Here is a 23,663-nt window from a genome sequence, read left to right as displayed (position 1 = left end):
GGACCGCGCCCCGCCATCAGTAGATCCACGCCATGCGTGGATGATCCGGAACGCCCCGCTGACAGGGGCGACGGCGGCCATTATCATCGCCTTTTACGGTCGATTAAAAATGGATTCCATCGACAGGAGCGATGGATCAATGCCCTATTCCCCTGAATCCCTGCAGGCGTTCGTCGAAGCGGCCGCGCTGGGCTCGTTCTCGGCAGCGGCACGCCGCCTGCGCAAGACCCAGTCGACGGTCAGCACCGCCATCGCCCACCTGGAGGCCGACCTGGGCGTGAGCCTGTTCGACCGCAGCGGACGCTACCCGCAGCTGACCGAAGCCGGGCGCCAGGTGCTCGGCCACGCACAGGAAATCCTCGCCGCCGATGCACGGCTGCAGCAGTTGAGCGTGCGGCTGGCGGCGCCGGTCGAAGCGCGGCTGACCGTGGCGTTCTCCGATGTGTACCAGCTCGATCCGGCGCAGCATGTGTTGCAGCGCTTTGCCGAGGCGTTCCCGGAAATCGAACTGGAATGGCTGGATGCCGAAGGCGATGACGTGCTGGAACTGGTCGGCAACGGCCGCGCCGCGCTGGGCCTGTTGCCGCGACAGGAACGCTATCCGGACGCCCTGGTGGCACGGCCGTTGGCCCATCACAGCGAACTGTCCGTGTATGTGGCGCGCGGCCATCCGCTGGCCGACGCCGGCCAGCGCGCGGCTGCCCAGCTGGCACGGCACCGGCAGGTGCGGTTGAGCGCGGAGGTCGACCCTGCGCGCCCGGTTACCGGGCTGGCCTGGACCGCCACTGATTACCTGATGGTGATGGAGATGGCCGAGGACGGCATCGGCTGGGCCGAGCTGCCACGCGCGCTGGTACAGCGCTACGACCGCGGGCAGCTGGTGGAACTGACGCTGCCCGGCTGGCCACGGCGCATCCACAGCGACCTGTTGTGGCGCCGCGACACGCCGCCGGGGCCGGCGGCGCTGTGGTGGACCGACGCATTGGGGTGACACGAAAAAGGGACGGAGGGGATTAAGTCGTTTGTGGCACAAACGACTTAATCCCCTCCGTCCCCTTTTTTTGGTTGCCGGCCAGCGGCCGGCACTACCGATCAGCCAAGGGCCAGCGCGTAGTCCAGCGACGCGCACACCGCCGCCACCTGCGCGTCGTTGCACTGCTGCGGGGTAGCGCGCGGGCTGTCCGGGTAGACCTCGGTGGTGGTGGTGTACGTTGCACCGGTAATGCCGGCACACAGGCCCAGCTCCACCAGCGGGTACTCGATCACGCCGTGGGCCACCACCGGCGAACCGATGATCTCGCCCTTGTCGTCGGCCGGGGCGATATGGGTCACCTTTTCCACCGCGGCGATCACCGCCTGCTGGAAGGCCGGCTGCGGGTTCTCGCTGTCGTCCACCAGGTAGAAGCCATCGGGAATCAGGCCCGGTTCGAACGGCTTGCCGTCGCGCGCCGCCAGCGCCGGGCGGAACTCGCTCTCGTCACTGTCGGTGGTTTCGTGCAGGTCGATATGCAGCACAAACTGGCCCTTGTACGGCGCGATCAGGTCGATGACGGCGGTCGATTCGCGGGCCGGGCCGTCGGCACGGAAGTTGCGGTTCGGGTCGATCGCATCGAAGTTCCAGCGATTGATGCGCTCAAAACCCCACGGGTTCACGCACGGCGCCACCAGCAGGTTGGCCTTGCCGGCATAGTCGGTGGCATGCTTTTCAAGGAACTCCAGCGCGCCCATCACGCCGCTGGTTTCATACCCATGCACGCCGCCGGTGACCAGCGCGGCCGGCAACGCCGGGTTCCAGTCGCGGCTGCGCAGGGCGAACAGGGTGTAGGTCTCGCCAGCGTAGTCGAGCTGGCCATAGGCCACCTTGTCAAAGCGCGAGGCCAGCGCCTCGATGCGCGGCAGCACCTCCTCGTCGTAGCGACGCAGGCGCTGCTGGCGGCCCCGCCACGCCTCCCGTTCCGCCGCTCCCCACGGCTGGCCAGGAGTTCCGACGGGGTAGAAGGCAGCTTGGGACATGGCGGATCTCAACGGGTCTGGGAGCAATCGCCCACTCTACCACCGGGGTAACAGCGTGAACCGGTGGCGCATTCCATTGGCGAATGGAATCAGCAATAATTCTCATTTACGACCTTCCACGACCTGCACCGATGCCCACCCACGCCCCGCAACCGGCCCGCCTGCCACTGGCCGCCGCTCTCGCCCTGTGTCTGCTGCCGGCCGCCACCGCCTTCGCCCAGGACAGCGCCACCACGCTGGACAGCATCCAGGTTTCCGGCAGCTGGCTGGGCACCGGCCTGCATGACAGCGTCAAGAGCTTCGCCGGCGCGCGCACCGTGGTCGACCGCCAGCGCATCGAGGCCAGCGGCGCGGCCAGCCTCGGCGATGCCATGCGCCGCATCCCCGGCGTGCAGGTCACCGACAACTCCGGCACCGCCGGCAGCTCGGTGTCGCTGAACATCGGCGTGCGCGGCCTCACCGGCCGCTACTCGCCGCGCTCGACCGTGCTGCTCGATGGCGTGCCGCTGGCGGTGGCGCCGTATGGCCAACCGCAGCTGTCGTTCGCGCCGACCAGCCTGTCCAACATCGAGTCGATCGACGTCGTACGCGGCGGCGGCGCGGTGCGCTACGGCCCGCAGAACGTGGGCGGCATCATCAACTTCAGCACCCGTGCCATTCCCACCGAGGCCGGCCTGCACGGCGAAGCCGGCGTGCGTTACACCGCCTACGACCACGGCGGCGGTGACAGCACCCAGTACAACGCCTTCCTCGGCGGCACCGGCGACAACGGGCTGGGCGCCGCCCTGCTCTACTCCGGCCAGGATGGCCGCGGCTGGCGCCAGGGCAGCGATGACCGCTTCAACGATCTGGCGCTGAAGTTCGCCTACGCCATCGACGAACAGCAGGAGCTGCGCGCCAAGCTGTCCTACTACGACGTTCGCTCGTTGACCCCGGGCGGCCTGACCCGCGCCCAGTACGAGGCCGATCCGTTCCAGAACACCCGTCCGACCGACTTCTGGAAGGGCCACCGCACCGGCATCGATCTGGGCTACACCAACACGTTGTCGGCCAACAGCGAGTTCGAGGTGCTGGCCTATTACAACGAAAGCACCCGCGCCAGCTCGCTGATCAACGCCGCCAACACCCAGCTGACCGTGCAGCCGCGCGACTACCGCGTACTCGGCATCGAGCCGCGCTACACCCAGCGCCTGCACTGGGGCAGCACGGTGCATGACATCACTGCCGGCTACCGCTTCCTGCGCGAGCGCGGCAACGACCGCAGCTACACCGTCAGCCGCCGCACCGGCGCGGCCAGTGCCACCACCCGCTTCGACAACGCCACCGACGCACACTCGTTCTACATCGACGATCGCATTGCGATCGGCCAGTGGCGGATCACGCCCGGCGTGCGCATGGAATGGATCAACATGGACCGTCGCCAGTCCGGCGGCACGGCCACCTTCAGCAGCCGCAACGACAAGGCCCTGCCCTCGCTCAACGTCGCCTACCTGCTGACCCCGCAGCTGACCGTGTTCGGCAGCTACACCACCTCGTTCGGTCCGGTACAGAACATCCAGCTCAATTCGCAGAGCGCCAGCAACCCGCTGAACCCGGAAGTGGCCAAGACCACCGAACTGGGTGCGCGCTGGCAGGATGGCGCGCTGCGCGCGGAAGTGACCGTGTTCAAGATGCGCTTCGACAACCAGATCCTGCAGGTGCCGGGCATCACCCCGCCGACCTTCCAGAACATCGGTGCCACCGACCACAAGGGCGTGGAGAGTGCTCTGGAGTACCACTTCGCGCAGGACAGCGCGCTGGCCGGGCTGGAGCTGTACGCCAACTACACCTGGACCAAGGCGATCCAGCAGTCCGGTGACAACCGTGGCCTGGACGTGCCGTTCTATTCGCGGGACACCGACAGCGTCGGCGCCCGCTACGCGATGGCCGGCTGGACCTTCAACGTCTCCAGCACCCACCAGAGCGGCCAGTTCTCCGATGCCGCCAACACCTGGGACGAAACTGCCGATGCGCGCGTGGGCCGCGTGCCCGGCGTGCGCCTGTGGAATGCACAGGTGGCCTGGCAGGTGCCGGGGCTGGGCGACAGCGAAGTCGCACTGGGCGTGAACAACCTGGCCGACAAGCGCTGGTACACCCGCAACGTCGATGGCAACGCCGGCCGCATGGTGGCCGCGCCGCGCACCTTCTACGTGCAGGGCCGCTACCGCTTCTGAGCAGGTAGCCGCCCGATGCGGTGACGGTGGCGCTCACGGTGGCGGCGTATCATGCCGCCACCATGTCTTCGCCCGTTTCGCCATCGCGCCTGCATCTGGCCTTCCAGGGCCTGCGCCTGCGCCTGCGCGGCAGTGACCTGTGGTTCATCGCGCTGGCACTGCTGGTCGGGCTGATCGCCGGCTACCTGACCCTGTTGCAGTCGGGCATCGCACGCTGGCTGCAAGGCGCTCTGTATGGGCTGGACGACGGCATGCGCCTGAGCTCGCTGCCCTCGCTGACCTGGACCGCGCTGCTGGTGCTGCCGCTGGGCGGCCTGCTGGTGGGCCTGGTCAGCATGGCGGCGACACGGCTCAAGCGCCCCCTGCTCGATGCGGTGGAAGCCAACGCGCTGCACGGTGGCCGCATGTCGATGCGCGACAACCTGATCGTGCTGACCCAGACCCTGCTGTCCAACGGCTGTGGCGCGTCGGTCGGCCTGGAGGCGTCATACACGCAGATGGGCGCCGGCAGCGGCTCGCAACTGGGCCGGGTGATGCGCCTGCGCCGCAACGACGTGCGCATCCTGGTCGGTGCCGGTGCCGCCGGTGCCATTGCCGCTGCCTTCGGTGCGCCGCTGGCGGGCGCGTTCTATGCGTTCGAGATCGTCATCGGCGCCTACACCCCCGCTGCGCTGGCGCCGGTGGCGGTCGCCGCGCTGGCCGGCGCCTTCGTGGCCGACCAGGCCGGCATCGAGGCCTACCTGCTGCCCGCCGCCTCGACCATCGATGTACGCGCCGCCGACTACGCCATCTACGGCCTGCTCGGCTGCTGCTGCGCAATGGTCGGCATCGCCATCATGCGGCTGATCGCCTCGATTGAAGGCACCGTGAAGCGCAGTCCCCTGCCCGCGTGGGGACGGCCGGTGGTCGGTGGCCTGCTGCTGATTCCATTGGCGCTGGCCAGCCCGCAGGTGCTGTCGTCCGGGCACGGCGCGCTGCACCTGGACCTGACCACGCACCTGCCGCTGATCTGGATCGGCGGCCTGCTGACCCTGAAGTGCCTGGCCTCGGGCATCTCGCTGGGCTTCGGCTTCCGCGGCGGCCTGTTCTTCGCCTCGCTGTTCATGGGCACGCTGGTGGGCGCGCTGTTCGCCGGCCTGCTGGGCATGGCCGCCGGCGTGCCGGTGGTCGATGCCACCTCGGCCGCACTTGCCGGCATGGCCGCACTGGCGGCGGCCGTGGTCGGTGCACCGATGACCATGGCCATGCTGGTGCTGGAAGGCACCCACGACTTCCTGCTGACCAGCGTGGTGATGAGCGCGGTGATGGTCTCCAGCACGCTGGTTCGGCAATGGTTCGGTTATTCGTTCTCGACCTGGCGCATGCACCTGCGCGGTGAAACCATCAAGAGCGCCCGCGATGTCGGTTGGGTGCAGAACCTCAATGCCGGCCGGCTGATGCGCAAGGGCGTGGCCACCGCCCCTTCCGACCTCGATACCAGCGCGTTCCGCCAGCGCTTTCCCCTGGGCTCCGGAACCCGGGTGGTCCTGATCGACGGCGAAGGCCACTACGCGGGAATCGTGCAGGTTCCGCATGCCTATGGTGACGGCGTGAAGCCCGACACACCGATCGGGGAACTGGCGCAGAACCGCGATATCTCGCTGGCGCCCTCCTCCGACGTGGTCAGCGTGATGCAGCGCTTCGACCAGACCCAGGCCGACGAACTGGCCGTGGTCGGCGCCGACGGCGAGGTGCTCGGCGTGGTCTCCGAAGCCTTCGTGCGCAAGCGCTACGCCGAGGAACTGGACAAGCGCCAACGGGAGCTGATGGGCGAGCGCGTCGAGGACACCGACTGACCCCGAAAAAAGGGGACGGAGGTGATTAAGTCGTTTCTGGCGCATCCCTATATCCACGCGTGGCGTGGATCTACTGTCACGTCGGCGGAGTAGACTCCGGGCCATGCGCTTCATTGAAACCTTCCAGGCCGGCCCCTTCGCCGATACCGTGGTCAGCCTGCTGGCTGCCTTCGTGCTGGGCACGCTGATCGGCGCCGAACGCCAGTACCGGCAGCGCACCGCTGGGCTGCGCACCAACGTGCTGGTGGCGGTGGGCGCCGCCGCCTTCGTCGACCTGGGCATGCGCATTGCCGGCAGCGCCGAAGCAGTGCGGGTGATCTCCTACGTGGTCTCCGGTGTCGGCTTCCTCGGCGCCGGCGTGATCATGAAGGAAGGCATGAACGTGCGCGGCCTGAACACCGCCGCCACGTTGTGGTGTTCGGCGGCGGTAGGCAGCTGTACTGGTGCGGACATGTTGGCCGAGGGCGTGCTGCTCACCGTGCTGGTCATCGCTGGAAACACCCTGCTGCGACCGCTGGTGAATGCGATCAACCGCATTCCGATCAATGAAGCTGCCACCGAAGCCACCTATGAAGTCCGTCTCAGCGTGGACGCCGAGGCCGTGCCGCGGGTGCGCGAGCGTCTGGTCGACGCACTCGAAGCGGCGCAGTACCCGGTCGGCGATGTGCAGGTGGTCGAGCATGCCGATGCGCCTACCGACGTGATCGCGGTGCTGGTCAGCACGGCCGTCAGTGCCGAGGAGCTGGACGTGGTGCTGGCGCGAATGGAACAGGTACCGGGCGTGCTGCATGCGAACTGGGAAGTCAGCACCCGGGATTGAGGGGGTTACGGTGGTTCATCCACCCATACGCTGCTGCACGCGCAGCAGTTTCCGGAACGAACCGCACTTCCGGGCATCCTCTGCCTGCGGGCAAGCGGCAGCGCGCTGCAGGTGCCGGCGCACCCGTTGCAGCTGGGTGATCTGTCGCTGCAGCACCTCGGCCTGCGCCAGCAGTGCCTCGCGATCCAGGGTGATGCAACCCTGCTGAGGCAACGACAGCCCGATCTGCTGCAACGACAGTCCGGCCGCCTGGCCCAGGCCGATCAGCGCCAGCCGTTCCAGCACCTGCTCGTCGTATTGCCGGCGCAGGCCACGACGACCCAGAGTCTGCAGCAATCCCAGCTGTTCGTAGTAGCGCAAGGTCGAGGCCGGTACGCCGCTACGGCGTACCACCTCGCCGATATCCAGTTCACGCATGGGCTTGACCTCAAGTCGCCTTGAACCGCCAAGCTATGGGCAAGTTCCTGCAGAGACAAGGCCATGACCCGTACATCCCCTGTTGATCAGAACGCCCTGTGGAACGGCCCAGGAGGCCAGGTCTGGGTCACCCAGCAGTCCATTCTTGATGGCCTGTTCCAACCGATGGCCGACCTGCTCGCCGCCGAGTTGCCGCAGACCGTCACGCACCTGCTGGATGTCGGCTGCGGTACCGGTGCCAGCCTGCTGGCCGCGGCCACTGCCCGCCCGTCTGCCCACTGCACCGGCCTGGACATCTCCGCACCCATGCTGGCGCTGGCCCGGCAGCGTGCGGACAGAGCCGGGCTGGAGGCAGACTTCATCGTGGCAGATGCCGAGCGGCACCCGTTGCCGTCCGCGCACTTCGACTGGATCCAGTCACGGCTGGGTGTGATGTTCTTCGAGGACACCGCCGCAGCCTTCAGCAACCTGCATCGCGCCGCACGGCCCGGCGCCGGCCTGCGTTTCATCGCCTGGCGCGGCGCCGACGAAAACCCGTTCATGACCACCGCCGAGCGCGCGGTGGGCAATGCACTGGCGCTGCCGCCACGGATGGCGGGCGCGCCGGGGCAGTTCGCCTTTGCCGATGGCCAGCGCGTGCGGCACCTGCTTCAGGTGTCTGGCTGGAAGCAGGCGGAAGTGGTGGCGGTGGAGGTACCGTGCTCGATGGCGCGCGACGATCTGCCGGCCTACGTCGGCCAGCTGGGCCCGGTGGGCCTGGCGCTGCGGGCACTGCCCGAAGCGGAGACCGCCGCGCTGCGCGACCAGGCTCTGGCGGCATTCGCACCGTTCATCGAGGGCGACCGCGTGCGCGTGGACGCCGCCTGCTGGTTGATACGCGCGCGCGCCTGACACGAAAAAGGGGACGGAGGGGATTAAGTCGTTGATGGCCCAACTGCGCCGAGAACGACTTGATCCCCTCCGTCCCCTTTTTGTGCTACAGCGCTTCGCCGGCGTCGGCCAGGCGCGATTCGATCAGCGCGTACCACTGCTGCAGCACGTCGATCAGCATGTCCAGCTCGGCATCGGTGCGTTGCGCGCGTCCGCTGCGCAGGCAGGCCTGCGCCTCCTGCAGCTGGGCGAGGAACCCGGCCACGGTATCGGCCTGCAGGATCAGCCCTGGCAGGCGCCGCCCGGGAATGCGCACCACCGCATGGTTGCCGAGTTGGCCGTACACGCTCAGCGTCGTTTCCGTCTTCATGGCAAGGGGCAGGAATTGGGCGTTCATGGCGTGCACCGTATGAAAACCTGAGCCGCCGGCAGGCGTGGAAGACGGGGGAGACGTTGCCACGTCCTGCCGGCGATTCAGGGGGACTCGGGATGCCGGGGCACTGCCCCGGCACAGGACGTCAACGAGGCTGCGCGACCCCAGCAATCTGCACCCGCCGGTTCGGCGCCAGGCAGGCAATCAGCTCGCGGCGGTTGCGCTGCGCGCATTGCACCATCGGGTCGGCCGCGCCACGGCCTTCGGCGCTGATGCTTGCGGCCGGCACCCCGCCTTGTACCAGGGCGCTGCGTACCGCCTCGGCGCGGCGCAGTGACAACGCCTGGTTGTAGCTGGCACTGCCGATGCGATCGGTATAGCCAGTCACGCGGATGGACTGCACCTGGCTGGCCTCACGCACCTGCGCCAGGATGCCCTGCACGGCCTGCTGCCCTTCGCTGCTCAGCACCGCGCTGTCGAAGCCGAACAACGCATCGGCAGACAGGCGCAGGGGCTGCTCCGGCAGCGGCGCCGGAGGCGGCGGAGGCGGCGCCGGGGGCCGCGGCGGCTCGAGCACGGCGGCGCACGATTCGGGCTTCCAGTAGCCGCCCTGGGCAATGCCCTTGCTGTCGAAGCGCACCTGGAACTGGCAGGTGAAGTACTCCGCGCCTTGCGCCGTGCGGAAGTTGAACAGGTAATTCCACTCGCGCACGCCCCACATGCCTTCATTGAAATGCGGCGTCCCCAACAAGGTGTACAGCTGGCGCTTGCTCATGCCCGGCGCGAAACGGCGCAGGTCGGCAACGTCCGGATAGATGCCCTCCTTCAGCGAGGCCTTCGATGCCTCCGGGAAGTGCACGGCGGTGGCTTCGGCCGGACCGTCGGCTACCGGTGCGTGGCTGCGGCAGGCGGCCAGCAGGCCGATTCCCAGTACCAGGCCCAGCGCGGCGGCGAGCTGGCCGGCGCAGGCGATGCGATGCTGATTCATGTCATTCCCCCTGTAGACGTTTCCGCGATGCCGGGCCGCCTCTGCGGCCCGGCGGCGGGGATCACCACTGGATGCCGGCACCGACGGCCACACCGGCCTCGCCGCGGCTGTTGGTCGAGCCACTGAACTTGTAGATCCAGCGCCCGCCCTCGGAGACACCCGAGATACCCAGCGCGACACCGGACTCACCGTTGTAGCTGCCGGCCGCGATCGAGGCCATGCTGCGACCCGCTTCGCTGGGCTGCGGCAGCGCTGCAGTGGCCATCGCCGAGGCGATACCGGCCGAGGCACGGTTGTCGGTCTTGCGCAGGTCGCGCTCGAAGCCGCCCATGCGCTCGTCGGTGTAAGCCTTCGACCAGTCCAGGGTCTGCGCCATGCCCGACTTCAGCTGGTCCACGTTGACCGCGTCGGTGCCCGCGGTGCCGGCGGCGACGTTGCGCACCGTGGTCGGGCCGCTGTTGGTGCTGCCCAGGGTGACGCTGTTGTAGTTGGTAGCACCGTTGACGGTGGTGTCGTAGCGGATGGTGCCCTGCTGCGATGCCTGCAGCTGGCGCACGTTGACCGCGTCGGTCGCCTGGCTGCCATCGGCCACGTTGACCACCTGGCGCTCGGCCCCGCTGGCACCGACCGAGACCGTGTTGGCCCGGTTGGCGACGGAGCCTGCACCCAGCGCCACCGAGTTGTCGGCCTGCGCCTGCGAGCCATTGCCCAGCGCGGTCGAGTTGGCTCCGGCTGCGGTGGAACCTGCACCACCGGCGGCCGAGTTGGCACCGCTGGCGGATGGATCGGCCAGGTTGTTGGTGTTGTTGGCGCGGAAGCTGCCGGCCACGTTGGTGATGTTCTGGATCTTCTGGTCGGTATAGGACTTGGACTGGTCGATGGCGTAGTTCACGCCATTCTTCAGCTGGCCGACGTTGGTGGCATCGTGGTCATCGGAACCATCGGCCACATGAGTGATCTTGCGCTCGCTGCCGGTGCTGCCCACCGACACTTCGCCGGCCGAGTTGCTGGCACCGGCCTGGCCATAGGCGGCGGTGTAGCCGCTCTGCGCGCCCACGCTGGCCACCGAGCCGGCACCCAGCGCGACACTGTTGCCGGCGCTGCTGCTGGCACCGTTGCCGACAGCCACGCTGTTGGCGCCGGCGGCGCTGGCCTGCGGGCCCACCGCCACCGCTTCGGCGCCGGCGGCCGTTGCCGCCGCAGCCGTCGAGTTCACGGCCAGGTAGGCACTGGTGCCACCGTTGGTGATGCGCTGGTTGAGCACCCTCAGCGAGCCGTCCACCGCAGTGAAGGCAGCGGTGACATTGTTGTAGTCGCCGGTGCTGAAGGTACCGTCGGTCGCAATGGTGGAGATGCTGAACTTCGGCGCGGTCCACACGTTGGTGGTGCCGTTGTAGGCCGTGTCGCCACCGAAGTAGTTGGCAATGGTGCTGTTCGTACTGAACAGCTGGTCGCCGGTGATCGCATCACTGCTGCCGGCCAGGATGCTGCCGGCGGCGACGTTGGTCACCTTCACCGCACCGGTGCCGGTGCCCTTCAGCGAGACACTGTTGATCACGTTGCCACTGCCATCGACGTCGTACTTCACCGCCAGCTTGTCGATCTCGCCGGTCTGGTCGGCGACGTTGGCCAGCGAGTTGCTCACCGCATCAAAGGCGGTGCCGACGTCGTTGTAGCTGCCCTGGCTGATACTGCCGTTGGCGGCGATGTTGTTGAGGGTATAGGTGGGTGCGGTCAGCACGCCGCTGGCATTGACCGCCGCGCCGCCGCCGAGGTGGGTGGCCACGGCCTGGTTGGCGGCGAACAGCTGCGCACCGTTGATGGCTTCGCTGCTGGTGGCGCTGACCTGGCCCGGGCCGAGGTTGCGCAGGGTGGTGGCCGTTCCGCTCTGGCCCAGCGTGGCGCTGGCGTAGTTGACGCTGCCATCGCCATTGAGGTCATAGCGCAGCGCGCCCTGCTCCGAGGCCTGCAACTGGCCAACGTTGACCGCATCGGTGGCCGCGGTACCGGCGGCCAGGTTGGTGACCTGGCGTTCGGCACCGGCTGCACCGAGCGAGACACTGTTGGCACGGTCAGCCAGGCTGCCGGCGCCGACCGCGATGCTGTTGGCGGCAGTGGCGCGGGCATTGGTGCCGACCGCGATCGAATCGGTGCCGGTTGCCAGTGCCTCGGTACCGGTCGAATTCACCCGCAGGTACTTGGTGCCGCCGTTGCGGATGTCGGTGATCTGCGTATTGAGGTTGACCAGCGAGCCATCGACCGCAGCGAAGGCATCGGTGGTGTTTTCGTACAGCCCCTTGGCAATGGCACCGGTGGTGGAGATCGTGCTGATCTCGAACAGCGGCGCGGTGAAGGCACCACTGGCCGGATCGAACGCAGCGCGGCCGCCGAAGAAGCTGGCGATGGCCGTGTTGGTCGCCGCAAGCTGCCCTCCGTTGACGGCTTCCAGACTGCCCGCGGTTACCGCACCCGCAGCGAGGTTGCCGATGGTGGTGGTGCCGGTACCAGCGCCGAGCGTGACGCGGCGATAGTTCGGATTACCCGCGCCATCCAGGTCGTAGGTCACCGCTGCAGCCGCCACATCGTTGATGAGGCTGATCGCGCCCTTCAGCTGGACCACATTGACTGCATCGGTATTGGCGCTACCGGCAGCAACATTGGTGATCTGGCGTTCGCCGCCACCGGCCGTACCCACCGACACTTCACCGGCGGAGACCTGGGGAGCAGTCAGGCCGTAGGCGGTGTAGCTGGCCTGTGCGCCGCGCAGTGCCGCCGAACGGTAGCCCAGGGCAACCGAATTGGCCTGGTTGGAAGTGGACTCAGCACCCAGCAGGGTCTGGCCGTTGGCGGTGCCGACGGCACTGTCGCCGACGATCACCGAATGGCCCATGCGCGCAGCATAGTCGGCCGTGGGCACACCGGTCGGGTTGCTCGGATCATTCACGCCATCGCCGGGGAAGGCCACGTTGGCATCGACCTTGGGCAGCTCGTGGCGTGCGTTGGCGCCGATCACCACTTCCTTCGAGCCGTTGGCGAAGGCGCCATCGCCCATCAGCACCTGGTAGTCCTGCGCGGCGTTGACCGCCCAGCAGGAGATGTCGGCCAGGGCGATATCCAGGCACTTGGCGGCCCAGGCCGGCGAATCCTTAGGCAGCAGCAGGCCCAGCAGGCCACCCGGATTGCCGTTGTTGATGTTGTAGATGTAGCTGTCGGAGGTGACACCACCGATCAGCGTCAGGTGCGAGCTGCCACCGGTGACGGCGCCGCCCAACCCATTGAGCGTACTGCCGACCGGCGACAGGTTGACCACGGGCAGGCCCAGCACGTTGACCGTCGAGTAGGTCTGCATCACGTTGGCATTGCTCAGCTTGAGGTTGCCGTTGCTCAGATAGCCGTTGCCGCCGAACAGGCTGGTCGTGGTCGGCCCGATCAGCTGGCCGACATTGCCGACCAGGCCACCGGTGCCGATGATCAGGCCCGCGTTCGGGTCGGCCGCAGCCGGGGCTTTCGGGCTGGTGGGCGGGATCGCGGAGGGCTTGGTCAGGCCAAGGCCGCTCAGCGTGCCACCGACCAGGCCACCCACGGCACTACCGAGATTGCCGACGGTGCCGGTGAGATTGCCGTTGAGCAGATTGCCCACGGCGCCGCCGACATTGCCGAGGGTGTTGCCAAGCAGACCGCCCAGGCCGCCGGCCGTCGTGCCGTTGAGCACGCTACCGACGGTCGTGCCGACCGTGCCGACCGCGTTGTTCAAGGTCCCGCCAACGGCCCCACCCACCGCACCGACCGTGTTGTTGAGCGTGCCACCCACCGCACCGCCCACGGTGCCGACGGTACCGTTCAGTGCGCCGCCCACTGTGCCGCCGACTGCGCCGCCGACAGCACCGACGGTGCTGCCAACGGCGCCAACCGTGTTGTTGAGCGTGCCGCCCACGGCACCACCCACGGTGCCGACGGTGCCGTTCAAGGCGCCACCCACTGCGCCGCCGACAGCACCAACAGTGCTGCCAACAGCGCCGACCGTGTTGTTGAGCGCACCGCCCACTGCGCCGCCGACAGCACCGACGGTGCTGCCAACGGCGCCAACCGTGTTGTTGAGCGTGCCGCCCACGGCACCACCCACGGTGCCGACGGTGCCGTTCAAGGCGCCACCCACTGCGCCGCCGACAGCACCAACAGTGCTGCCAACAGCGCCGACCGTGTTGTTGAGCGCACCGCCCACTGCGCCGCCGACAGCACCGACGGTGCTGCCAACGGCGCCAACCGTGTTGTTGAGCGTGCCGCCCACGGCACCACCCACGGTGCCGACGGTGCCGTTCAAGGCGCCACCCACTGCGCCGCCCACAGCACCGACAGTGCTGCCAACAGCGCCAACCGTGTTGTTGAGCGTGCCGCCCACGGCACCACCCACGGTGCCGACGGTGCCGTTCAAGGCGCCACCCACTGCGCCGCCCACAGCACCGACAGTGCTGCCAACAGCGCCAACCGTGTTGTTGAGCGCACCGCCCACGGCACCACCCACGGTGCCGACGGTGCCATTCAGTGCACCGCCCACTGCGCCGCCCACAGCACCGACGGTGCTGCCAACAGCGCCGACCGTGTTGTTGAGCGTGCCGCCCACGGCACCACCCACGGTGCCGACGGTGCCGTTCAAGGCGCCACCCACTGCGCCGCCCACAGCACCGACAGTGCTGCCAACAGCGCCTACTGTGTTATGGAGCGTGCCGCCCAGGCCGCCACCCACGGTGCCGACGGTGCCATTCAGTGCGCCACCCACTGCGCCGCCCACAGCACCGACAGTGCTGCCAACAGCGCCTACTGTGTTGTGGAGCGTGCCGCCCAGGCCGCCACCCACGGTACCAACCATGCCGTTCAAGGCACCGCCCACTGCGCCGACTGCATGGCCGACGGCCTCTACGCCGCCGTTGACCAACCCACCCACGCCCAGCGCGCTGTTCTGCGCGGCAACGGTGGCCTGCCCGGCCAGCTTGAGATTGCGATCAGCCACCACTTCCTGGCCGTCCGGCGCCTGCACGCGCACCTTGCCGGCAACGCCGGTGTCGAAGGCGGCACGGATCGCGCGATCATGCGTTTCACCCGGCAGTTCTTCCTTGGCCGGCAGCTCAGCGGCCACCACCGCCTTGGCCTGGCCCTGTCCGCTGATCGTGTGCCCGGCCAACGCCAGGCGCGCATCGGCGTCGCCGCCGACCGCCGCCTTCACGCCGGATAGCGAACCGTCAGCAGGCCGGCCGACGTCGGCACGGACCTGGGCTCCGGTGTCGAGCGTGGCGATGGGATTGCCGGCAATTTTTGCTTTGGCGCCAGCACGTGCGGCCACGCCCGCCTTCGCGCTCAGCGAGGCGTCGATGCCAGCCGAAGCAGCCACCGCACGCCCCACGCCAACAGTGGCCCGCACGTCGGCGGCCAGGCCCGGTACCGGCACCTGGCGCGGTGCCGGGTTCGCCGACAGCTTCACTTCCACACTGGCCGGCAGGACGTCGCGCACCACCGGCAACGAAGCGGTGTTCAGCTGCAGGCCGACACGCGCATCGGCGCTGATCGCCGGGCTGCTCTGCGCCTGCCGGGCTGCGGCGGCCAAGGCCACCTCCGCGTCGATCTTGACCGGCATCGGCTGTGCGTACTTGGCGGCCAGTGCCTGTAGATCGCGCAACGATTGATTGGTTTCCGATGCGCCTGCGTGCCCACTGGCCAGCGCGCACAGCAGTGCCAGCGCCAGGGTGGTGGGCATCAGCAGGAAGGCGCGCGGATCACGCGCGGCGCTGCCGCCGCTATCGCCGGTGGCCAGTTCCGAGGCCACAACCAGAGCATTGAGCTGGCGGTTCCATACACGCCGGTAGATGCGGTTCATGAGCATTTCCCCCGTAGACGAACAGCTGGAATGACAGTGGACTTGCCGTTAGGCAGGTGACTGACATTTCAGCGGTTGTCACGGCGGGCGCGCACTTCAATCCGGCACGGCAATCGCGCATTCCGGCAAATCCACGGCCGGAATCGGCAGCCGGTTATGCAGAAGCGGCAACGCTATCGGCAAGCACATGGGCATTTCCGGCAGAAACCCGCCGGGAACCCTTGATACACCTGGCTCAGGCAGGCTGGCCGATCTGCGCGGGCGCGCGCATCAGGGTATCGCGTGGCAGCTCGCCGAATACCTTCCGATAATTGTCGGCGAAGCGTGAGAGATCCCACAGGCCGCAGCTGAGTGCGATGGCCTTGACCGAACGGCGGCTGGAATCGGCCATCGACAGGCTGCGGCAGGCCGCGCACAGCCGCAGCATCGACAGGTAGCGGTTGGGCGAGGTTCCGAACAGATCTTCAAATGCATAGCGCAGGCCGCGCTCGCTGACGCCAGCGGCATCGCAGATCTCGTTCATGTAGATATTGCGGCGCAGGTTCAGCCGCATGAAGTTCTCCGCCCGCTGCGCAATCAGATAATGCGTGCGTCGGGCACGGCTGCAACCCGGGCGATCAGCACTGCCGGCCGCCAGCAGTGCCTGCACGTGCTCATGCAGCAGGCGCTCGGTTTCCTCGGGCTGCAGGCCGCCGCCCTGCCCCAGCTCCAGGTGCAGCTGCTGGTAATGGCGTGCCAGCGGTGCCGTCTCGCTGGGCAGATTGAACAGGGAAAGTGCCTGGCCGGCCGGCGGCGTGTTGCGTAGGCTCAGCTCGGTCAGTTTGCGCTGCACGCGCGCCACCGGCACCAGCATCAGGGTCATGTGCGTGCCCGGGCTCAGGGTGAACTCGCTGATGCCCTCCGGCATCACGGTCAGCGCCATGCCGGTGGTCAGCGGCACGCCGTGGCACCAGCTCAGCGTCTCGTCGGTAGCGTGCAGGTAGCCCAGCATTGCCCAGTCCGGCGGCAGCATGAAGCGGCCGCGGCAATGGAACCCGCAGCTGATGCTGCAGAACAGGGCTTCCTCGTGTACGCGCGAAACGAATGCCGCCCGCGGCCCGTTGCCATCGAGCAGCAGGAGCTCGACATCACATACGCGAAGCACGCCGCTCAACGTCGCCAGGTCTATCGACCGCAGGTCGCCGTCGCCGCTGTCTCCCACCCCACCATCGACCATGACAGTGTTGTCCCCCGTTGATCCGCATTGCGTTGCGGCCCCCACTGCCTGACAGGGCGCGCAGCGTTCCTGGAACCGCCACTGCTGCCGGGCTGGCTGCCGCCGATGCGGCAAACACCATCCGGGTAACTACTGCACCTTGAATACGAGTATGCCCGATAATCCACGCTGGTAAACCCATGGGCCGCATTGAACAAAATCGATACACAGGTGAAGAAAATGTCTTCGCCACTGGCATGGTTTTCGCATGCGAAAACCACGCGGCCCATTATCTACACATCGATGAATCGTTTTGCCAGGAAACGGATTTGCGTCACATAAACAGTATGAAGACTTAAGAGCCGGGCATTTTCTGCCGAATTTGCATATAGGTTCCGGTTGCAGCGGACTGCCATTCAGGCAAAGTCGATATCACGGTGATCGGGCCGCGCGGAAGCGGCCACACCCAGGGGGACAGCATGACCATGCACCGATCGCACGACCTTGCAACCCGCGGCCCGGCGCCGCGCGGCAGGGTGCGCGCGAAGGGTGTCCCATCTGGAGCCGATCACCCTGCTTGAGCACAGCGGGCCATTGCCCGCAGTGCCTCCTCCGCCAGGATGTGCGGAGGTCCACGGACGATCCCGGCGGAGCCGGGCCACCGCCCAACGCAGGTGTCCTGTCGAAGACAGGTAGAGGGAGACAACCGTCATGAACGCTTCCATCCGCAGGTTCCTGAAAGAAGAAGACGGCGTGACCGCACTCGAATACGGGCTGCTGGCCGCGGTGATCGCCGGCGTCCTGATCGCAGTCGGCAACGACAAGATCAAGGGCTTCTTTGAAACCCTGTTCGACAACCTGTCCGCGCTCGCCACCAAGGCCTCCGGCTCCGCACCCAAGTAGTGCGTCGGCGCACAGGTCGCGGGCCTTGGCCCGCACGCGAAGACTTGGGCCTTGGACAGACCGTCCAGTGACGGACGATGGGGTGTGCGATGACACTGCTGGGATTGTTGGCCATCGGCGTAAGCCTGCGGATCGCCATCAGCGATCTGTATGCCCGTCGGGTGCCCAACGCCTGGCTGCTGACGGCATGCGCGATCTCCATTGCACTGATCATCGCCGGCCAGTTCAGCGCACCGCGCCTGCCGTGGGGTTCCCACGTCGCCGGCGCGGTGCTCGGCCTTGTCGCCCTGCTGCCGTTCTACGCCATGCGCTGGATGGGCGCAGGTGACGTCAAGTTCTTCTCGGTGCTGGGGCTGATGCTGGGCTGGCAGGCATTGCTGCCGGTCTGGATCGCCGCAAGTCTGGCCGCGGGCCTGCATGCCGTGCTCATTCTGGTGTCGCGGCAGCTCGGCGCCGTCCTTCCACTGGGCCTGCAGGGCCAGGTCGACCGCGCCAGCGCGCAGTGGCAGTCGCACCCGGCGCTGCGCGACATGCTGGCCGCCCGCCAGGGACGGCGCGGCATTCCCTATGCCGCGTACCTGGCACTGTCGGCCATCGGCTGGGTCCTGGTACGCACCTACGGAGACGTGTCATGAGCAGGCGCAGTCCTCGTCGGCAACGTGGCGTGGTCAGCATCGAATTCGCACTGATGCTGATGCTCGGCCTGCTTCCGTTGCTGCTGTTCACCTTTTCCGGCGTGATGATCATGGCCGCGCAGCAGACCTTGGCCACCGCCTCGGCGGAAGGGGCCCGGGCATCGTTGCGCTACGGCACTGCGGGCGAGCGCCGCACCGCAGCCTGCGTGGCGGCGCGCACCTCGATGCAATGGCTGTTGCAGTTTTCCAGGCAGGCGGTTGACTGCAGCAACGGCGGCAGCAACGCCATCGTGGTTTCGGCGCAGGCCCCTTGCGAAGGCCTCGCCACGGCGCAGTGCATGACAGTGACCGTCAGCTACGACTATGCCGCATCCCCTTTTCTGCCCGGCACCGCCACGCTCTACAAGTGGGTGATGCGGGCGCCCATCCGTAGCGTTGCGGTCGCCCAGCTCGACCTCGGCAGCGGCAACTGACGATCGGTACAGGAGACGCATCCATGCTCAAATTGACCCGCATCGCTGCCATCGGCCTGATCGGTCTGGCTGTGCTGCTGGCGCTGATCGCCTTCATGATCGGGCGCAAGCCGGATGCGCCTGCCACGGTCGCCCCGACCGCGCACGGCCCGGCCGAGACGATCACCGTGGTGGAGGCCGTGGCCCGCCTGCCCGCAGGCGAACCGATCACCGCCAACGGGCTGCGCCTGGCGCAACGCACCACACCGGTGGCCGGTGCGGCCACCTCCCTGGCCGCCGTGGTCGGCAAGGTTCCCGTGCAGGACATCGCCGAAGGCACCGCCATCAGCGGCAGCGCACTGGCGCAGGGCTTCTCGCTGCAGCTGCGGCCCGGCGAGCGCGCACTTGCGGTGCCGGTGGACGAGCTGGTCGGCGCGGGCAACCGCATCCTGCCGGGCGATTTCGTCGATGTCTTCCTGAACCTGCGCAATGCCCAGCCCAACGTCAGCAGCCCTGGCGAGGCCGCGCAGACCCGTCTGCTGCTGTCGCGCCTGCGCGTACTGAGTTACGGCCAGCAGGACATCGCACCCGTCGCCATCGAGGCCACCGACAGCAACGGTACCGACGCCCGCAACGACCCGCGCGCGGCCGATATCACCAGCGGCAGCACCAGCAGCCACGGTAGTGCCAGCGAAGCCACCCAACCGGCACGCAGCGCGGTGCTGGCGGTGCCGGTGGCCGATGCCAACCGGCTGCTGCTGGGCGCCCAGCAGGGCAAGCTGTTCCTGGCGCTGCGCAATCCCGCCGATACCGGCCTGCCCGATCTTGCCCTGTTTCCGCAGTCGCGCGGCGTGATTGATCCGATGCGCGGGCTGGATGCGGAGCAGCAACTGGCGCTGCAACGCCCGGAAAACCATGCCTTCGCGGGCCTGGACAGCGATGCGCTGGCCGGTCGCGGCGCCGCGCCGGCGCGCACCGCCAACGATGGCCCCGCCCGCGCGCCGGCTCCGCGTCGCAGCGCCCCGCGTGCGTCGGGCATCGAAATCATCCGCGGCGACAGCTCTACGCCCCGCGGCTCCCTCTGACCTGCATCGAGCGCCTCCATGACCGAACGTCGCCGCAGCCCACGCCCCTCCACCCGCCAGCGCTGGCTGGCCCTGCTGCTGGTGCTGCTGGCACCGGCAACGAGCGTGGCCGCCGACGATCTGGTGCTGCAGGCGCGCGAGCAGCGCCCCTGGACCCTGCCGGCGGATCTGGAGCGGGTCGCCATTGCCGACCCCGGCGTGGCCGACCTGGTAATGCTGCGCGGCCAGCGCCAGGCGCTGCTGGTGGGCAAGATGCCCGGCACCACCACCCTGCTGCTGTGGCACCGCAAGCAGGCCGAACCGCAGCGCGTGCAGGTGCGCGTGCAGAGTGCGGTACAGGGTGCGGCCGGCAGCGGCGGCAACGATCTGCTGTTCACCCAGCAGGACCAGCAGGGCCTGTTGCAGGGAAGCACCGACAGCATGCTTTCACACATGCAGGAACAGCGGACCGCGGCGATGGCGCTGGGCAAGGATGGCGCGCTGGTGGATGCCTCCACCATCAGCAGCGGCGGGGTCGTGCAGGTTGAAGTGAAGGTGGTGGAATTCAACAAGACCGCCATGAAACAGATCGGCATCAACTTCCAGAACCGCAATGGCGGCTTCGCCTACGGCTTCGCGCGCCCCGGCTCCACGCTGCCGGGCAATACCGGCCTGCTGCCCGGCATGACCGAGGGCGAAAGCAGCAACGAAGCCAGCTCGCCGATCTCCTCCGCCTTCCGTCTGGTGTTCGGCTCCACCAAGGGCCTGTGGAACGCCGATGTCGAACTGCTGCAGAGCAATGGCATGGCGCGCGTCCTGGCCGAGCCGACACTGGTTGCGCTATCCGGGCAGAGCGCCAGCTTCCTGGCCGGTGGCGAGCTGCCGATCCTGGAGCCGCAGGGCCTGGGCACCACCACCATCACCTACAAGCCGTTCGGCATCGGCCTGACCGTCACGCCCACGGTGCTGGCGCCGAACCGCATCGCGCTGAAGGTGGCACCGGAAGCGAGCGACCTGGACTACAGCAACGCCATCGTGCTCAACAACGTGCAGATTCCTTCGATCACCACCCGTCGCGCCGACACCACCGTCGAGCTCGGTGATGGCGAGAGCTTCGTGATCGGTGGGCTGGTCAGCTCCAACATCGTCTCCAACGTCAACAAGATTCCGTTGCTGGGCGATCTGCCGATCATCGGCTCGTTCTTCCGCAATTTCGACTACAAGCGCCAGGACAAGGAGCTGGTGATCATCGTCACCCCGCGCCTGGTGCAGCCGCTGGCACGCAACACCGAACTGCCGCTGCCCGGCGAGCGCGAAGCCAAGCCGAACCTGCCCGAGTGGGGCGCCTGGCTGCTGGGCCCGGTGAGCCGGGACCCGGTGCCGGGCTTCTCGCGCTGATTCCCAATGCCTGCGACCCCACGCCCATGCCCTACGCCACCGCCCAGACGCTGCATCCGCAAGGCCCGCCGATGAATCTGGTCCTGTACGGGATGGATCGCGAATTGCTGCCCCGGCTGGCGGCCAAGCTGCCGCCGACCACTACCCTGCATTGGCAGGACAGCGGCGCACCGACCTCCGCACAGGACCTGCAGCGCGGTCCGCAAAGCCTGGTGCTGCTGGACTTCAGGCCCGAACATGCGGCCGCGTCCAGCGTGCTGGCGCAGCAGTTGCAGCAGACGCAGCCGGAGCTGACCCTGGTGGCGGTCGGGGCCACCGGTGCCGGCCAGGTCGAAGGCGTGGTCATCGCCCTGCGCGCCGGCCTGCGCGATGTGCTGGATCTGGACAGCGACAATGCCGGCATCGAGGCGGCGCTGCGCCGTGCCCTTTCGCCGCGCCCGGCGGCGGTGGCACAGCACGCGCACAAGGCACGCCTGATCGTGCTGCTGGGCGTGCGCGCCGGAGTCGGCACCAGCACCCTGGCCGCGCATCTTTCGGTGCTGGCACAGCAGACCCGTGCGTTGGCCCAGGGCGACGGCGCGCAGCAGGATGGCCTGCTGGTGGAACTGGCACAGCCTTCCGGCGACCTGGCCCTGTATCTCAACCTGGACAGCCGCTTCCACTATGAAGATGCGCTGCGCAATGCCAGCCGCATCGACGCCACCCTGGCGCGCACGGCGATGGCGCGCCACGACTCGGGGCTGGTGCTGCTCGACCGCGCCTGCGGCAGCGATGCGTTGCCGCCGTCCGACCCCGGCGCGCTGCTGCAGCGCCTGCGCGCGGTGTTTTCCAGCGTCCTGTGCGACGCCGGCGGCAGCCCGCTGCGGCAGCTGCCGCCGCTGCTGCTGGACCAGGCCGATGAAATCTGGCTCATCACCGACGCATCGATCGCCACCCTGGTTTCGCTGGACCAGGCGCTGAAGCATCTGGCCGGTCAACGTGAGCGTGAGAAGCGCCTGCAGCTGGTGATCAACCGCCATGACGACAGCAGCGGCATGAGCCCGGAACAGATCGCACGACGCTTCGAGGTTCCGTTGCTGGCCACCCTGCCCGAACGTCCGCGTGTACGCCTGGCCGCCAGCCAGGGCCATCTGCTGCTGCAGGATGCACCGCGCGACCCTTATCTGCGTGCCCTCGCCCCGCTGGTCTCGCGCCTGGATCCGGCAGCCTGCCCGGTCCAGGCACAGGGTCTGCGGGAAAGACTCTCCCTTGCTCTGGGTGGATCGCAATGGAAGACAAGGTAACTCCGTTCCCGCACGCCGTGGCCCGCCCGATGCAGCCTGACAGTGCGCCGGGCCACCTGCCGTTCGCGCAGACCGAGCAGTACCAGAAGGTGCTGTCGGCCGCGCACGAGCACCTGCTCAACAGCATCGAAGACGAGCGCATCGACATCGACTCGTGGGCCCCGGACACCATCGCCCGTTGGGTGCAGGTGCAGACCGTGGGCTTCATCCAGGAATGGCGCATCCCGATCAACGAAGAGGAGATGCAGGTGGTTGCCGAGGGCCTGGTCAAGGAATTGACCGGTTTCGGGCCGCTGGACGATCTTCTGCACGATCCGTCGATCGAAGACATCCTGATCAACGGCTTCAAGGATGTGCACGTTTCCCAGGGCGGCCAGCTCAAGCGTGCCACCCAGCGCTTCACCGATGACACGCATCTGCTGCGCATCCTGCGCCGCATTCTTGCCCCGCTCGGCCGTCGCCTGGACGATTCCAACCCGATGGTCGACGCGCGCCTGCCCAACGGCGGACGACTCAACGCGATCATCTCGCCATTGGCCGTGGATGGGCCGATGGTGTCCATCCGCAAGTTCCGCAAGGACCCGTTCACGCCTGACGAACTGCTCGCCAAGGGCACCTTCGATGCCCCGATGCAGGCGCTGCTGAAGGCCATGGTCCTGGGCCGCTGCAACATCCTGGTGTCAGGCGGCACCAGCTCGGGCAAGACCTCGCTGCTCAACGCACTGGCCAGCTATGTGCCGGCCAACGAGCGGGTGATCACCGTGGAAGACACCGCCGAGCTGTCGCTCAACCATCCACACGTGGTGCGCCTGGAAAGCCGCATCGGCGGTGCCGAAGGCCAGGGTGCGGTGAGCATCCGCGATCTGGTGCGCAACAGCCTGCGCATGCGCCCCGATCGCATCGTGGTGGGCGAGGTCCGCGGGGCCGAGGTGCTGGAGATGCTGCAGGCGATGAACACCGGCCACGATGGCTCGATGGCCACCATCCATGCCAATTCGCCACGCGACTGCCTCTACCGCATCGAGATGCTGGCCGGGTTCGCCGGCTTCCAGGGCAGCGAGGACAGCCTGCGCCGCCAGATTGCCAGTGCCATCGACTTCATCGTGCAGATCTCGCGCCTGGGCAGCGGCCGCCGCGTGCTGGTGTCGATCACCGAAATCACCGGCGTCAGTGACAATCTGATCACCACCCAGGAGATGTTCCGTCACGAAGTCCAGATCGACGGCACTGGCCGCGAAACCGATCGCTGGATCGGCCTTGGCTTCCATCCACATTCGCACAAGTTGGAGCCGTTCCGGCAGCAGCTGCGCGAATCGCTGTACGGAGACTTCTGAG

18 protein-coding genes are annotated in these 23,663 nt (G+C 67.8%); 12 read left to right on the top strand and 6 right to left on the bottom strand.

The window, feature by feature from the left end:
- The first annotated feature begins 139 nt into the window (after nt 1-139).
- On the top strand, nt 140-991 hold the full coding sequence (locus LZ605_RS03305) for a LysR family transcriptional regulator (protein WP_249843779.1): 852 nt from the start codon (nt 140-142) through the stop codon (nt 989-991).
- A gap of 101 nt (nt 992-1,092) precedes the next feature.
- Here LZ605_RS03305 and LZ605_RS03300 read toward each other — a convergent pair whose 3' ends face one another.
- Nucleotides 1,093-2,013, bottom strand: coding sequence for a M14 family metallopeptidase (locus tag LZ605_RS03300; RefSeq protein WP_249843778.1), 921 nt, complete (start codon nt 2,011-2,013; stop codon nt 1,093-1,095).
- 131 nt (nt 2,014-2,144) lie between these two features.
- Here LZ605_RS03300 and LZ605_RS03295 point away from each other — a divergent pair, with 131 nt between their 5' ends.
- From LZ605_RS03295 to LZ605_RS03285, 3 genes are all read left to right on the top strand, one after another.
- On the top strand, nt 2,145-4,226 hold the full coding sequence (locus LZ605_RS03295; RefSeq protein ID WP_249843777.1) for a TonB-dependent receptor family protein: 2,082 nt from the start codon (nt 2,145-2,147) through the stop codon (nt 4,224-4,226).
- Between the two features lie 62 nt (nt 4,227-4,288).
- Nucleotides 4,289-6,061 (top strand): chloride channel protein, encoded by a 1,773-nt coding sequence (locus LZ605_RS03290; protein ID WP_249843776.1) that lies wholly within the window; start codon nt 4,289-4,291, stop codon nt 6,059-6,061.
- A gap of 103 nt (nt 6,062-6,164) precedes the next feature.
- A complete protein-coding gene (locus LZ605_RS03285; protein ID WP_249843775.1) occupies nt 6,165-6,881 on the top strand; it encodes an MgtC/SapB family protein in 717 nt (238 codons plus the stop codon).
- 15 nt (nt 6,882-6,896) lie between these two features.
- Here LZ605_RS03285 and LZ605_RS03280 read toward each other — a convergent pair whose 3' ends face one another.
- Complete coding sequence (locus tag LZ605_RS03280) at nt 6,897-7,298, bottom strand: MerR family transcriptional regulator (protein ID WP_249843774.1); 402 nt, start codon at nt 7,296-7,298, stop codon at nt 6,897-6,899.
- Nucleotides 7,299-7,361: 63 nt separating this feature from the next.
- On the opposite strand from LZ605_RS03280, the gene LZ605_RS03275 reads away from it, so the two are divergent.
- The gene (locus LZ605_RS03275; RefSeq protein WP_249843773.1) at nt 7,362-8,189 is read left to right on the top strand and encodes a class I SAM-dependent methyltransferase; all 828 of its coding nucleotides are present in this window, start codon (nt 7,362-7,364) and stop codon (nt 8,187-8,189) included.
- Between the two features lie 85 nt (nt 8,190-8,274).
- Here LZ605_RS03275 and LZ605_RS03270 read toward each other — a convergent pair whose 3' ends face one another.
- From LZ605_RS03270 to LZ605_RS03255, 4 genes are all read right to left on the bottom strand, one after another.
- The gene (locus tag LZ605_RS03270; protein WP_057495982.1) at nt 8,275-8,565 is read right to left on the bottom strand and encodes a DUF6959 family protein; all 291 of its coding nucleotides are present in this window, start codon (nt 8,563-8,565) and stop codon (nt 8,275-8,277) included.
- A gap of 121 nt (nt 8,566-8,686) precedes the next feature.
- Entirely contained in the window at nt 8,687-9,529 is an 843-nt protein-coding gene (locus tag LZ605_RS03265) for an OmpA family protein (RefSeq protein ID WP_249843772.1), read from the bottom strand.
- A gap of 61 nt (nt 9,530-9,590) precedes the next feature.
- On the bottom strand, nt 9,591-15,398 hold the full coding sequence (locus LZ605_RS03260; protein WP_249843771.1) for an ESPR-type extended signal peptide-containing protein: 5,808 nt from the start codon (nt 15,396-15,398) through the stop codon (nt 9,591-9,593).
- A 235-nt stretch (nt 15,399-15,633) separates the two neighbouring features.
- Entirely contained in the window at nt 15,634-16,614 is a 981-nt protein-coding gene (locus LZ605_RS03255) for a helix-turn-helix domain-containing protein (protein WP_249843770.1), read from the bottom strand.
- Nucleotides 16,615-17,304: 690 nt separating this feature from the next.
- Between LZ605_RS03255 and LZ605_RS03250 the strand changes: the two genes are divergently transcribed.
- The 7 genes from LZ605_RS03250 to LZ605_RS03220 all read left to right on the top strand — a co-directional run bounded on the left by LZ605_RS03250 (nt 17,305) and on the right by LZ605_RS03220 (nt 23,662).
- A complete protein-coding gene (locus LZ605_RS03250) occupies nt 17,305-17,496 on the top strand; it encodes a Flp family type IVb pilin (protein ID WP_107230806.1) in 192 nt (63 codons plus the stop codon).
- A gap of 89 nt (nt 17,497-17,585) precedes the next feature.
- Entirely contained in the window at nt 17,586-18,131 is a 546-nt protein-coding gene (locus LZ605_RS03245; RefSeq protein ID WP_249843769.1) for an A24 family peptidase, read from the top strand.
- Nucleotides 18,128-18,604, top strand: a complete 477-nt coding sequence (locus LZ605_RS03240) for a TadE/TadG family type IV pilus assembly protein (protein ID WP_107230808.1) — start codon at nt 18,128-18,130, stop codon at nt 18,602-18,604. Before LZ605_RS03245 ends, LZ605_RS03240 begins: the two co-directional genes overlap by 4 nt.
- A 23-nt stretch (nt 18,605-18,627) precedes the next feature.
- Nucleotides 18,628-19,668: a Flp pilus assembly protein CpaB gene (cpaB, locus tag LZ605_RS03235; protein ID WP_249843768.1), complete on the top strand. Its 1,041-nt coding sequence runs from the start codon at nt 18,628-18,630 to the stop codon at nt 19,666-19,668.
- An 18-nt stretch (nt 19,669-19,686) separates the two neighbouring features.
- A complete protein-coding gene (locus tag LZ605_RS03230) occupies nt 19,687-21,045 on the top strand; it encodes a type II and III secretion system protein family protein (protein ID WP_107230810.1) in 1,359 nt (452 codons plus the stop codon).
- Nucleotides 21,046-21,071: 26 nt separating this feature from the next.
- Nucleotides 21,072-22,328 (top strand): fimbrial protein, encoded by a 1,257-nt coding sequence (locus LZ605_RS03225; protein WP_306803819.1) that lies wholly within the window; start codon nt 21,072-21,074, stop codon nt 22,326-22,328.
- Nucleotides 22,313-23,662 carry a CpaF family protein gene (locus LZ605_RS03220; protein ID WP_249843766.1) on the top strand — a complete coding sequence of 450 codons (1,350 nt, stop codon included), beginning with the start codon at nt 22,313-22,315 and terminating at the stop codon, nt 23,660-23,662. The genes LZ605_RS03225 and LZ605_RS03220 overlap by 16 nt, the downstream gene beginning before the upstream one ends.
- The last annotated feature ends 1 nt before the right edge of the window (nt 23,663 follow it).

It is taken from the genome of Stenotrophomonas maltophilia (assembly GCF_023518235.1).
Lineage (GTDB): Bacteria > Pseudomonadota > Gammaproteobacteria > Xanthomonadales > Xanthomonadaceae > Stenotrophomonas.
Note: the sequence above shows the minus strand (reverse complement) of the source record. Positions and strands in the feature narration are given on the sequence as shown.